The organism is Stutzerimonas tianxiuensis, from assembly GCF_053470365.1.
The window spans coordinates 206,994-219,657 of record NZ_JBPVWS010000008.1 but is presented as its reverse complement, the minus strand read 5'-3'; the positions used below and the strand labels follow the sequence as shown (position 1 = coordinate 219,657).

Below are 12,664 nucleotides of genomic sequence, written 5' to 3'. Positions count from 1 at the left end.
ACGATAACAAGACCGACGAATGAGGTATTCGCCATGAGTGCTGCGTCCCTGTATCCGGTAAGTCCAGAGGCGGCGGCTCAGTCGCTGACCGATGAGGCCACCTACAAAGCCATGTATCAACAGTCGGTGGTCAACCCTGACGGCTTCTGGCGCGAGCAGGCCGAGCGGATCGACTGGATCAAGCCGTTTACGCGAGTCAAACAGACGTCCTTCGATGACCATCATGTCGACATCAAATGGTTTGCCGATGGCACGCTGAACGTCTCGGCCAATTGTCTGGACCGGCATTTGGAAACCCGCGGCGAAGATGTGGCGATTATCTGGGAAGGCGACGACCCGGCAGATCACCGCGAAATCACCTATCGCGAGCTGCATCACGAAGTCAGCAAGTTCGCTAACGCGCTACGTGGCCAGGATGTGCACCGGGGCGACGTGGTCACGATCTACATGCCGATGGTTCCAGAGGTGGCGGTTGCAATGCTGGCATGCGCGCGCATCGGAGCCATCCATTCGGTGGTCTTCGGTGGTTTCTCGCCGGAAGCCTTGGCCGGGCGGATCATCGATGGCAATTCCAAGGTGGTGATCACGGCTGATGAAGGGCTGCGCGGCGGCAAACACGTGCCGCTGAAGGCCAATGTGGACGAGGCCTTGACCAACCCGCAAACGCGCTGCGTGCAGAAAATCATCGTGGTGCGGCGCACCGGTGGCGACATCCGCTGGCACCCGCATCGCGACATCTGGTACGAGGATCTGATGCGCGTGGCTGGGGATGTATGCGCCCCAAAGGAGATGGGGGCGGAAGAACCGCTGTTCATCCTTTACACCTCGGGCTCTACCGGCAAGCCGAAGGGCGTGCTGCACACTTCCGGCGGTTATCTGCTATATGCGGCACTGACCCACGAGCGGGTGTTCGATTACCGGCCAGGTGAGGTCTACTGGTGTACCGCCGACGTCGGTTGGATCACAGGGCACAGCTATATTATTTACGGCCCGCTGGCCAATGGCGCTACCACCCTGATCTATGAGGGGGTGCCCAACTATCCAGATGTCACGCGGATCGCCAGGATCATCGACAAGCATCAGGTGAATATCCTCTACACCGCGCCGACTGCGATTCGTTCGATGATGGCCGAAGGGCCCGCGGCGATGGAAGGTGCCGATGGTTCGAGTCTGCGTTTGCTCGGCACCGTGGGCGAACCGATCAACCCGGAGGCCTGGCACTGGTATTACGAGACGGTCGGCAAATCGCGTTGCCCGGTCGTCGACACCTGGTGGCAAACCGAGACGGGCGGCATCCTGATCAGCCCCTTGCCTGGCGTTACTGCACTGAAACCCGGGTCGGCGACGCGGCCTTTTTTCGGCGTGGTGCCCGGGCTGGTGGACAATCTCGGCAACCTGCTCGAAGGGGCTACCGAGGGCAATCTGGTAATACTCGACTCATGGCCTGGGCAGATGCGCAGCATCTATCGAGACCACGACCGCTTCGTCGATACCTACTTCAAGACCTTCCGCGGCATGTATTTCACCGGAGACGGCGCGCGCCGCGATGAAGATGGCTACTACTGGATCACGGGGCGGGTGGATGACGTGCTGAACGTTTCCGGGCATCGCATGGGGACCGCGGAAATCGAAAGCGCGATGGTTGCGCACCGCAAGGTAGCCGAGGCGGCAGTAGTTGGCGTGCCGCATCCGCTCAAGGGGCAGGGGATTTACGTGTACGTGACGTTGGTGGCGGGCGAGGAGCCCTCCGATCAGTTGCGCCAGGAGTTGCAGCAGTGGGTACGCAAGGAAATCGGGCCAATTGCTGTGCCTGATGTCATCCAATGGGCGCCGGGCTTACCCAAGACGCGTTCAGGCAAGATCATGCGTCGCATCCTGCGCAAGATCGCGACCGATGAGCACGATGCGTTGGGTGATATCTCGACCTTGGCTGATCCAGGCGTGGTGCCGCAGTTGATTGAAACGCACAACCAGATGCGCGCTATGAGTTGATAGGCAGTGACTCCCGGCCATCGGGCCGGGGGGGCACCCGAACCTAAGCTCACCCGTTGGTCATCGCGTTTTGCGTCTCATGGTTGGCTGCTGGTTTGTCTTTCGGCACACCTGCTACGGTCAGCTCGGGAAACTTTCCGCCGACGAACTCGACACTGCGGGTCGGGAAGGCGAACTGCAGGCCCATCTCGCGGATGCCGTCGAGCAGCTGCAGGTTGATCTCTTGCTGGGCGTCCATGTAGGCGTTGTAGTCCGAGACCTGCATGATGTACACGACTTCGAAAGTCAGCTGGCTATCATCGAAGGCCAGGAAATGCGCTCGGTCGAAATTGGCGTTTTCCACGCCATCAACGATCCGCTTCACCAGCGCCGAAACTTCGCGCACCTTGTCGGACGGTGTGTTGTAGGTGATCCCAAACTTGAAGACGATTCGGCGCGTGTTCATGCGCTTGTAGTTGTGCAGGATTTGCTTGAGTAGATCTGCGTTGGCGCACACCACCTGCTCGCCGCTCAGGCTACGAATGCGGGTGGTCTTCAGGCCGATATGTTCGATATTGCCCGCCACCTCACCAAACACTACGAAATCGCCGATCTCGAACGGCTTGTCGATTCCGATCGAAAGCGAAGCGAAGATATCGCTGAGCAGAGTCTGCACTGCCAGGGCGATGGCAATACCGCCAACCCCCAGGCTGGCCACCATGGCTGTGATATCTACACCGAGATTGGCGAGGATCGACAGCAGCATCATCGTCCAGACAACGATGCGTACCATGATCCCGATGATTGTTGTGGTGACCGGGTTACGCGTCTTGCCGTCGTGAGTCAGGCTCTCCATCCAGAGCCGGACGGCGGTGTCCATCCACAGTGCTATCTGGAACGCCAGCGCGATAAACCAGCCGTGCGACATCGCCGCTTCCCATCGCTCCGGCAGTTGAACGGCCTTCAGCGCAATCAGCAGTGACAGGGCGATCAGCAACAGGTGGCTGGTGCGGCTCAGCATCTCCGCGGCGATGCCAACGAAGCCGCTCTTGGAGCCCTTCGCCAGCTTGCGAAGACGGTTGGTGATGATCCGCAGGACGGTCTGCAGGATGAGATAGCTGGCAATCGTGATGCCAGCAATTATGGCGATGTTGATCCAAAGCTCTTCGTCCAACATCACATCCCAATTTATCAAGTCATTTCCTCCCGACATGCGCGACCAAGCGCTTAAGCAGTGGCTCCTGTTTCAGTAGCCACTGCAGCGCATTAGTTCCCACTAGAGAGGTCGGTGAAGCGAGGAAGGCCGGTGGTGAGGGCGTGTGCGATCAGCGAAGCGGTGCGAGTTCTTTCAGCTCCTGGTAACCGCCAGCATTGAAAACCTGGGTATAACCCAGCTCCTGTAGCAGATCCTGCGCGGCTGAGGCCCGGCGGCCGCTGCGGCAGTAGAGCACCACGGGAGCGTCCTTGTCAGGAGCTACAGCGGCGATGCGCTCCGCAAGATCTTCCGTCTCGATACGCGTAGCGCCAGGCAACGCGCCTTCTGCGAACTCCTGTTCGGTGCGCACGTCGATCAAGACGCTGCTAGGGCGCTGCAACGCGTCCAGCGCGGCTGACTGATCGACTTGAGCGGCACTGGCGGCAGCGGTCGCAACCGTTGCAATGATTAAAGTAAGCAGGTGGGACAGGACTTTCATCGGAGGCCTCATTCTGGCGGTGTCAACTAATCAGCCGAGTGAGGTTCGGCAAGATCAGAATCACGGCGGTGGCGAACAGGATCATCGTAGCCTGTCTGACCTTTTTGTGTTTGAACATGATGGCGGCCTTTTAATTATTCTGGTTGTTCTGGCGGATCAGCAGCGCTGTTCCAGACCGATCTCGAGCTTGGAGGTTTTTACTCAAGCTTCGGCGTTAGGAAAGCAATATGTGGGCCACGCAAATGTAAGGGGCGATGCACCGAGGCCTGCTCTACCAAATGTCGCTCCGCTTGTAGGCGTGCTGGCGATCTGATTTTATCGCCGGGTAAGCCTTCCGCTAGAGCGCTTTGGTTTCGAACCGGGGTGCGGCTGGTCTTATCTTCAGTGAAGGCCCCAAGAAATGTGTTTGCTAGGGATGGAGCTTTTGCTTCATGGCTTGTCACTAGCCGCTTGGCATTTCTGAGTGCCGCATTGCCGGATCCAATGGCCTGATGGATCGTTTGGAAACGTCTAAATTTTCGCTGGCGGCAATTCGGGTGGAATCGAAACAACAAGGTAGCGGGGCGATGCAGCACTGCCCTAATGCCTGAATCCTTGGCGGTGCATCGCCTCAGCGTACGAGCGCAACGAGCAACACCCTTTTGGAATTGCATGCTGCAGAAACGACAAAGCCCCGATAGACGGGGCTTTGTCGTTTGATCTGGCGGTGAGGGTGGGATTCGAACCCACGATACGATTTCTCGTATACACACTTTCCAGGCGTGCTCCTTCAACCGCTCGGACACCTCACCGGGTCTCAAAAGACGCGTTGTCCTTCGAGGCGCGCTAATGTAGCCGAAGAGCTTGCGGATGGCAAAAAGTTTTTTAGTTTTTTCATGCGCTTAAGGGGTTGTTGGGAATCCGGATAGGCGAGCGTGGCAATGAACCTATCGTTGCTCTAGGGTTCGAAGCTCAAAGAATTGCTGTGCCTGTGCGCAATCAAGCGTAGTGAATATTGAGAGCCAGGAAAGGCTTTGATGAAGTTATTCAAAACAAAGCGTAAACGGCCCGAGGTGGTGGAAATTGCCACCAAACGTCGTCTGCACGTCAGTCATCTAGAGCTCGGGATGTATATCTGCGAGTTGGATCGACCGTGGCGGCAGACAGACTTTCTCTTTCAAGGCTTCCCCCTGCTTAAGCTTGAGCATATTCAAGCGGTGCGCGAGCGCTGCGATTATGTGTTCGTAGACGACACTCGCCGTGTGCCGGTCGATCATGGGCAAATGATCGTACCTTCGGCGACGCCCCTGCGCGTGACGCGCAAGATGACGCGCATCCCGCTCTCCCTTGAGGTGCAGGAGGCGCGAGAAGCCTATCTGAGCAGCACCCTGGTTCTGGATCAGGTGCTACTGGATGTTCAGCAGGGCCGGGCGATCGATACCAAGGCCTGTCAGGCTTTGGTAAAGCGAAACCTCGAAAGCATGCTTCGTAATGAAAGCGCCATGCTGTGGTTGACGCGTCTGAAATCTCAGGATCTTTACACGAGCCTGCACTGCCTTTCTGTCTCCATCCTGGCAATGGGATTTGGAACGCACCTTGGGTTAGCCGACGATAAGATCGAGCTATTGGGTATTGCCGGGCTGTTGCATGACGTGGGCAAGATGAAGATTGATCCGGCGATTCTGAATAAGCCTGGCAAGCTGACCGAGGAGGAGTTCAAGCACATCAAGCTGCACCCAACGTTTGGTTTTCAGGCCCTGTGCACTCAGGAAGACATTCCTGCTGCTGCGATTCAGGCAGCGCACGGCCATCATGAGCGGCTGGATGGAAAGGGGTATCCGCAAGGGCTCGATCATTACCAGATCCCGTTCACGACCCGGGTAATCACCATCGTTGACGCCTTCGATGCGATTACCAGTCATCGTGCTTATGACAATGCGCGCCCGATCCAGGCGGCCTATGACGTGTTGCGCAGCAGCGCCGGCCAGCAGTTCGACGAAGCACTGGTTCATGAATTCATTCGCTGGCTCGGCGTGTTCCCAGTCGGTACGTTGGTGGAACTGCACACTGGCGAGGTGGGATTGGTGCTGGAGAAACACGCCCACTTGCACCTCAGACCCAAGGTGGTCGTGTTACGCGGCGCTAACAAGATGCCTTGTGAGCCGCGTTATCTGGACTTGTCCCAGCTTACAGTCGACGCCGATGGAACGCCCTACAGGATCAGTAGCGGGATTCCGGATGGGTCCTATGGCCTGTTCATTGCTGATCCGCAATTGCAGACCATTCTGCATCCCGAACTGCTTGCAGTCCTCGAGCTCGAGCCGGAGACGGTCGAAGGTTAGGCCTCTTCTCTTTTCCTTCCGACGCCAGCCGGGCACCGGTCGCAAACCATGACTTGTCGGTCAGTCACGATGCTTTACCTCTCGGGTTCTGCTGGGTAACGTCTGTGGACTTTTAACAAGGAATATTCGTCATGAGTGATCTGGTTTCCTACGAAATCGAAGACGGCATCGCCACGCTGACGCTGAATTACGGCAAGGTCAATGCGCTGTCTCCGGCGATGTTCGACGCGCTCAACGCGGCTTTCGACCGCGCCGAGCAGGACCGCGCCGTGGTGATCCTTACTGGGCAGCCGGGCATTCTCTCCGGTGGCTATGACCTCAAGGTCATGACCTCTGGGCCGGAGAACGCCATTGCATTGGTGACCATCGGCTCCAAGTTTACGCTGCGAATGCTGGCTCATCCTTTCCCCATTGTTGCGGCTTGCCCCGGGCATGCGATTGCCAAAGGTGCTTTTCTGCTGCTGTCGTCTGATTATCGCATTGGTGTCGACGGCGCGTTCAATATTGGGCTCAATGAAGTGCAGATCGGTATGACCATGCACCACTCCGGTATCGAACTGGCTCGGGACCGTTTAACCAAGCCTGCTTTTCAGCGATCGGTGATCAATGGTGAGATCTTCAATCCACAAGCTGCAGTCGAGGCGGGTTTCCTTGACAAGATAGTGCCGGCCAGTGAGCTAATGGATGCCGCCAAGGCGGCGGCGGCCCAGTTGAAGAAGATCAACATGACTGCGCACAAGAACACCAAGCTCAAGGCACGCAAGGCCTTGCTCGAAACCTTGGAGCGGGCCATTGAGCTCGACCAGCAGCATTCGATCGTGTCCTGAAGAGAATTTTCGCCAGGCCGCCCATTGCTGGCGGGCCTGCGTTTAAACTGCGCATGCAACGCCCCGCCATGGCGGGGCGTTTTATTTCCTATTCGTGTCGCCTCCCAGGAGAGTCCTGATGTCCGCCCCGCACACCCCGGTAGAACGCGCTGATTTCGACCAGGTCATTGTTCCTACTTTCGCACCCGCCGCTTTCATTCCCGTGCGCGGGGAGGGTTCACGAGTCTGGGATCAGAGCGGGCGAGAGCTGATTGACTTTACTGGCGGCATTGCTGTCAACGTGCTCGGCCACGCCCACCCGGCGCTGGTGGCGGCGCTGACCGAGCAGGCTGGCAAGCTCTGGCACATTTCCAACATCTTTACCAATGAGCCGGCGTTGCGTCTGGCTAAAAAGCTCACCGCGGCAACCTTTGCCGACCGGGCGTTTTTCGCCAACTCCGGCGCCGAGGCCAACGAGGCGGCGTTCAAGCTGGCGCGCCGCTACGCGCATGACAACCACGGGCCGGAGAAATGCGAGATCATCTCCGCCGTTAACAGCTTCCACGGCCGGACGCTGTTTACCGTGACGGTGGGCGGCCAGCCGAAATATTCCGATGGATTCGGCCCCAAGATTCAGGGCATCAGCCACGTCCCGTATAACGATCTCGATGCGCTCGCCGCAACGATTTCGGACAAGACCTGTGCCGTGGTGTTAGAGCCGATCCAGGGTGAAAGTGGCGTTCTGCCCGCTGATCAGGCGTATCTGGAAGGGGCTCGCAAGCTGTGTGACCAGCACAACGCGCTGTTGATCTTCGATGAAGTCCAGACCGGTATGGGCCGTACCGGCGAGTTGTACGCCTACATGAACTATGGCGTCACACCGGACATCCTGACCAATGCCAAGAGCCTTGGCGGCGGCTTTCCGATTGGTTTGATGCTGACCACCGATGAGATCGCTGCGCATTTCAGCGTGGGTACTCATGGCACCACCTACGGCGGCAACCCGCTGGCGTGCGCCGTGGCCGAGGCGGTGGTCGATATCGTCAATACGCCTGAGGTGCTGAACGGCGTGAAGGAACGGCACGAGCGCTTCAAGCGGGGCCTGCTGGAGATCGGGCAGCGTCATGGCCTGTTCAGCCAGGTCCGGGGGATGGGCATGTTGATTGGCTGCGTACTTGAGGACGCCTGGAAAGGTCGCGCGCGCGAGATCTTCGACGCGGCTGAGCACGAAGCGCTGATGATTCTGCAAGCCGGCCCCGATGTGATCCGCCTGGCTCCGAGCTTGATCATCGAAGAGGCCGATATCGCCGAAGGGCTTGCCCGTCTTGAGCGTGCTGCGGCAAAACTGAGCCGGGCCTGAGGCAAAGCGCCTTTAAAACTAGCAGGGCAGTCATCTGCCCTGCCTCTTTTCCCTACCGAGATTCTAACGATGAGCGACAGCCTGCAATTGATCCTTGAAGACGTAGATGGCACCCAGTTGGAGACGTCTTGCACCCGTTTTGCTGTGATGTGGCAGGGGCGGGAGGTCTGGATTCAGCAAGTCGGCAACAACCAGCTGATGATCGGTGTCGATGTAGAAGACGGCGACACTGAATACGCCAACTTGCTGCTACGTCCATTGGCGACCAACTTGGTTAGCCTTGAGCTTGAGATGGAGCCGGTTGAAGCCAGCGAGGATGATCACGTTCATGGTCCAGACTGTAACCACGACCACTGACAGTTCCGAACTGCCGACACTGGGTCGGCTGTTGGAGCTGACGATTGCCGGTAAGGTGCCGCCTGAAAGCGAGCAGTTCACCGCCGATGGTGTTCGGCTGCGATGGTTGGGCGAGGGAGCCTTGGAGGTCACCCCTGCGAACGGCCTGGACTCAGGGCTCGATCTGGTGCTGTCGGCGGGCGTGCATGGCTGTGAAGTCATTCCGATTGAACTGCTGGACCGCTTGATCAAGGCGGTCGCCTGTAACGAGATTCGCCCGCGTGCGCGGCTGTTGCTGTTGTTCTGCAATCCGCCCGCCATGCGGCAGGGCGTGCGTCGTCTGGGTCAGGATCTGAACCGGCTGTTCTGTGGCAAGCACGCGGAAAACGAGCCAAGCGACGAGACGCGCCGCGCGGCGCAGCTGGAGGCCTGGGTTGCCGCGTTTTTCCAGGAGCCTGGCCGGCGGCGCTGGCATTACGACCTGCACTCGGCGATGCGTGAGTCGGTGCTGCCGCAGTTCGCCGTCTGTCCTTGGGTAGAAGGACGGGAAGTCGCCCCGCAAAGCCTGACACGTCTTCAGCACGCCGCGGTTGATGCGGTGCTACTGCAGGAGAAGCCTTCCGGAACCTTCAGTGCTCACACGGCGACTCTGCATGGAGCCGAGGCCTTTACGCTGGAAATGGCCGAAGCCCTGGGGGGCGCATGGCCGCAATGTCTCCACCAATTCTTGCAGGCTGCGTGTAGCTGGATCGAAGCGGTCGATCCTGCTCTTCATGAGCCTGAGCGGCCGCCTTTACTGAAATTTCGGCTGGCGCGCGAAATCATCAAGCAAAGCGATCAGTTCGCTCTTCGCCTCCCCGAGGAGATACAGAACTTCACTCCGCTTGTGCCTGGCACCTTGCTGGCGGAGGATGAGAACGGCACGCGCTGGGTGGTAGAAGAGCAGCATGCGCGGATCTTGTTCCCGATTGCGGACGTCGCGATCGGCGGGCGTGCCGGGTTGATCGTCGTTCCCCGTGACTGAGCAGTGAGCGGTTTCGAACTGCTGGTAGGCCATCGCCAAAAACAGGCGTTGCGTTAGGCAAGCTAGAGTCTTTTCGCGATAGTACGTTGCGTCTACACCGTGCCGCGGGGCCGATTCTTCTTTTGTGTTGCGGGCAAACCCCTCCGCGCGAGCGGATTTGGAGCGATTACCGCTCGCGCAGTTGTAGCCTGGTCAGACGCCCGTGCGCGGGTTCTCGAGCGAGTCGTTGCCGGTCACTGTCGCGGTGCCGGTGGCCGCCTGGGCATTGGTTCTCAGGCGCACGTCATCGGCCTCACTGCGTTCGAGCGGCATGCTTCGCGAGTTTCCCTCGGCCATTCTGGCCTGTTCGTTCACGTCGTCGAGCATGCGCTTGGCTTCGCACTGGCCGGAGATGCCTCGCGCCAAGGCCATTCCGCCGACCGCCAGCTGTAGAACTCCACCTACGCCGCCACGCCCAAGGCCTTTACCGAGGAAGTACAGGCCGCCGATGATCGATGCTGCGCGCTCCCAGCCGTGCACGTTCTGTGAGGCATGGTTTGAGGATGTCCTGAACATGGGTAATCACTCCGAATTGATGGTGTGATAAGTGACCCCGTCGCTCTGGCACTGTTCCCACCGTGGGTCGGCAAACCTGGGCGCCACAGGCAAGGGGGCCGGCGGCACGCTTGGGGCCTCGATTTTCTAGCGAGGCGCCATGTTGAATACCTTGAGGACGAAGGCGTATTCCAGCGCGACATCCTTCAGCGCCTGATAGCGCCCGCTCATGCCTCCATGCCCAGCGCCAAACTCTGTTTTCAGCAGCAGCAGGTTGTCGTCGGTCTTGTGCGCGCGCAGCTTGGCGACCCACTTGGCCGCTTCCCAGTATTGCACGCGGCTGTCGTTATACCCGGCTACCGCGAGAATGGCCGGGTAGGGTTGGCTGCGCACGTTCTCGTAGGGCGCGTAGGCCTTGATGCGGGCATGCACGTCGGGCTGATTCGGGTCGCCCCACTCGTCGTACTCGGTCACCGTCAGCGGCAGGTCGGCGTTAAGCATGGTGTTCAACACGTCGACGAAGGGCACCTCGGCGATGGCCGCACCGAACAGGTCCGGCCGCAGATTGACTACGGCGCCAATCAGTAGGCCCCCGGCGCTGCCGCCGCTGACGGCGAGTCGAGCCGGTTCGGTATAACCATCTGCAACGAGTTTTTCAGCGCAGGCAATGAAATCGCTGAATGTGTTTGGCTTATGTTCCAGTTTGCCCCCGCGATACCAGGCCTCGCCAAGATCGCCGCCGCCGCGTACATGGGCAATGGCGAAGACGAATCCGCGATCGAGCAGCGATAGCCGGGCATGGGAAAACCAGGGGTCCAGACTGTGGCCGTAAGCACCGTAGCCATAGAGATACAGAGGGGCTGGCTTACCGAAATGCTCACGGCGGCCAACCAGGCTGATAGGCACCTGAGTGCCATCGGCCACAGTGGCCCAGATGCGTCGGCTCTCGTAGGCATCGGCATCGAACGGACCCTCGACCGGCGTCTCCTTGAGCACCTGCTGCTGGCCGTCGGCCAGGCTCAGTTGACGGATCTGAGCCGGGCGGTTCAGCGCTTCGTAGCGCAGCCGGATAACCGGGCTGTCGAATTCGAGCGTGTTGTGTACGTGGAGGCTGTAGGCGGCATCCGGCAGTTGCACGCGATAGGGCGCGGCAGTCGACGGTCTAACTTCGATGATGGGAAGCCCCGCCTCACGCAGGCTCAGGGTGACTGCGCCGGCGTTCAGGCTGACGTCTTCCAGCATCACCGAGTCGCTGTGGCCGATCAACTCATGCCAGTGCTCGCGTTGCGGGGTGCGCTCCGGTGCCTGATACAGGGCGAAATTGATACCGGCCTGGTTGCTGCGGATCAGCCAGGTCCATTGCCCATCCAGCAGGCCGTGGTCAGGGTAGTACTCGTGATCGTCCTGGCGTGGTGCCAGGCAAACCCAGTTTCCTTCGGGTTTATCCGCTGAGAGCGCCCAGGCTTCGCTGGTGGTCTTGCTGTTGGAGAGGATGACCAGCTGGCGCTCTGAGCTGGCTCGGTAGCAATGCACGAAATAACGCCCGTCCGGGTCGTGATAGACCTCGGTGCGCTCGCTGTTGCCCAGCCGGTGACGGTAGATCTTGTGGGGGCGGTGGGTGTCGTCGAGTTCGCCGAAGAACAGGGTTTGATTATCGTTGGCCCAGGTCATGCTGCCGTCGCAATCTTCGAAGGGGAGCGCGGTCACCTCGCCTGTTTGCAGGTCCTTGATGAACAGCTGATAGATCTCGTCGCCTTGTGTGTCGAGGCTGTAAGCCAGCTTGCTGTGGTCCTGGCTGACACTGAACGCGCCCAGCGACAGGAAGCCTCCCGCTGCCAGCTCGTTGGGGTCGAGCAAGAGTTGCTCGCTAGCTTCATCCACGGCGAATGAGCCGTCCGCCGGGCGCCCGCAGCGGTAGTGGCGCGGATATTCATCGCCAGCCGTGGTGCGCTGGTAATAGAGCCAGGGTCCCCAGGGGGAGGGCAGCGAAAGGTCGGTCTCCCGGATACGGCCTTTGATTTCGAGAAACAACGATTCACGCAGTTGGTCTTGGTCAGCCAGCTGTTCTTCCAGATAGGCATTTTCCGCTTTCAGGTAATCGAGCACCTCGGGTGCGTCGCGGTTCTCCAGCCACTTGTATGAATCCTGGCCTGTATCGACGCGGGCAATGGGTGCAGACATGCATGACTCCTGAAGCGTGGCTGCGCACTGGCGCAGCTGAACGAGATTTTGGGTGCAGGCGGTGAGTGTACAAGCAAGCCAGGCTGGTTGTGACGCTGGGCGCAAGAAGTGGTCCATCACTGATGGCGGGTGGGATCAGCTGCATGAATGCCCGCCCATGCGAGGAAAGATGTGCCTGCTCGTCGCGGGTTTGGCTGGCCTTGGCTAGGCTTGATGGTCTTGAAGCGGATGAAGTGCCCTTGCGGTTTGGTCAGTCGATTGACATTCGGATGCTTTTCAAAGAAGGTGTGCTCACCCAAATCAAACGGGCGTATGAATCGAGCGTTTGCCACGCAAATGCCGTCAGCCCGGTTTATCGTGTCGGTGGGTGTCGTTTCACTGTGTAGCAGTGACGGTCTTCGGGCCGATGACGTGCGACACGTAACGTTCAGCTTCCA

General features: G+C 59.2%; 10 protein-coding genes and 1 tRNA gene. 6 read left to right on the top strand and 5 right to left on the bottom strand.

Translation table 11 applies throughout. From position 1 onward, the window contains the following. Positions 1 to 33: 33 nt before the first annotated feature. Positions 34 to 1,992, top strand: coding sequence for an acetate--CoA ligase (gene acs / locus ACSSNI_RS12615; protein WP_448259400.1), 1,959 nt, complete (start codon positions 34 to 36; stop codon positions 1,990 to 1,992). A gap of 49 nt (positions 1,993 to 2,041) precedes the next feature. On the opposite strand, the gene ACSSNI_RS12610 is transcribed toward acs, so the two are convergent. The 3 genes from ACSSNI_RS12610 to ACSSNI_RS12600 form a co-directional block, all read right to left on the bottom strand. Then, a complete protein-coding gene (locus ACSSNI_RS12610; protein WP_200638195.1) occupies positions 2,042 to 3,163 on the bottom strand; it encodes a mechanosensitive ion channel family protein in 1,122 nt (373 codons plus the stop codon). 133 nt (positions 3,164 to 3,296) lie between these two features. Then, the gene (locus ACSSNI_RS12605; RefSeq protein WP_234484459.1) at positions 3,297 to 3,665 is read right to left on the bottom strand and encodes a rhodanese-like domain-containing protein; all 369 of its coding nucleotides are present in this window, start codon (positions 3,663 to 3,665) and stop codon (positions 3,297 to 3,299) included. Positions 3,666 to 4,366: 701 nt separating this feature from the next. Then, positions 4,367 to 4,456 (bottom strand) — tRNA-Ser (locus ACSSNI_RS12600). A gap of 225 nt (positions 4,457 to 4,681) precedes the next feature. Here ACSSNI_RS12600 and ACSSNI_RS12595 point away from each other — a divergent pair. From ACSSNI_RS12595 to ACSSNI_RS12575, 5 genes are all read left to right on the top strand, one after another. Next, positions 4,682 to 5,986 (top strand): HD-GYP domain-containing protein, encoded by a 1,305-nt coding sequence (locus ACSSNI_RS12595; RefSeq protein WP_200637960.1) that lies wholly within the window; start codon positions 4,682 to 4,684, stop codon positions 5,984 to 5,986. 131 nt (positions 5,987 to 6,117) lie between these two features. Next, positions 6,118 to 6,813 (top strand): crotonase/enoyl-CoA hydratase family protein, encoded by a 696-nt coding sequence (locus ACSSNI_RS12590; protein WP_200637962.1) that lies wholly within the window; start codon positions 6,118 to 6,120, stop codon positions 6,811 to 6,813. Between the two features lie 118 nt (positions 6,814 to 6,931). After that, complete coding sequence (locus ACSSNI_RS12585; protein ID WP_200637965.1) at positions 6,932 to 8,152, top strand: aspartate aminotransferase family protein; 1,221 nt, start codon at positions 6,932 to 6,934, stop codon at positions 8,150 to 8,152. 69 nt (positions 8,153 to 8,221) lie between these two features. Beyond that, positions 8,222 to 8,509, top strand: coding sequence for a topoisomerase II (locus ACSSNI_RS12580; RefSeq protein WP_102834656.1), 288 nt, complete (start codon positions 8,222 to 8,224; stop codon positions 8,507 to 8,509). 10 nt (positions 8,510 to 8,519) lie between these two features. After that, positions 8,520 to 9,512, top strand: a complete 993-nt coding sequence (locus ACSSNI_RS12575) for a succinylglutamate desuccinylase (RefSeq protein ID WP_200638197.1) — start codon at positions 8,520 to 8,522, stop codon at positions 9,510 to 9,512. A gap of 192 nt (positions 9,513 to 9,704) precedes the next feature. Here ACSSNI_RS12575 and ACSSNI_RS12570 read toward each other — a convergent pair whose 3' ends face one another. Then, on the bottom strand, positions 9,705 to 10,067 hold the full coding sequence (locus ACSSNI_RS12570) for a YgaP-like transmembrane domain (RefSeq protein WP_200637967.1): 363 nt from the start codon (positions 10,065 to 10,067) through the stop codon (positions 9,705 to 9,707). 126 nt (positions 10,068 to 10,193) lie between these two features. Further along, a complete protein-coding gene (locus ACSSNI_RS12565) occupies positions 10,194 to 12,227 on the bottom strand; it encodes a S9 family peptidase (protein WP_200637970.1) in 2,034 nt (677 codons plus the stop codon). Positions 12,228 to 12,664 lie beyond the last annotated feature (437 nt).

Coding starts and splice junctions, on each gene's coding strand:
- acs (WP_448259400.1), top strand. CDS start 34: ATGAGTGCTGCGTCCCTGTATCCGGTAAGTCCAGAGGCGGCGGCTCAG.
- ACSSNI_RS12605 (WP_234484459.1), bottom strand. CDS start 3,665: ATGAAAGTCCTGTCCCACCTGCTTACTTTAATCATTGCAACGGTTGCG.
- ACSSNI_RS12595 (WP_200637960.1), top strand. CDS start 4,682: ATGAAGTTATTCAAAACAAAGCGTAAACGGCCCGAGGTGGTGGAAATT.
- ACSSNI_RS12590 (WP_200637962.1), top strand. CDS start 6,118: ATGAGTGATCTGGTTTCCTACGAAATCGAAGACGGCATCGCCACGCTG.
- ACSSNI_RS12585 (WP_200637965.1), top strand. CDS start 6,932: ATGTCCGCCCCGCACACCCCGGTAGAACGCGCTGATTTCGACCAGGTC.
- ACSSNI_RS12580 (WP_102834656.1), top strand. CDS start 8,222: ATGAGCGACAGCCTGCAATTGATCCTTGAAGACGTAGATGGCACCCAG.
- ACSSNI_RS12570 (WP_200637967.1), bottom strand. CDS start 10,067: ATGTTCAGGACATCCTCAAACCATGCCTCACAGAACGTGCACGGCTGG.
- ACSSNI_RS12565 (WP_200637970.1), bottom strand. CDS start 12,227: ATGTCTGCACCCATTGCCCGCGTCGATACAGGCCAGGATTCATACAAG.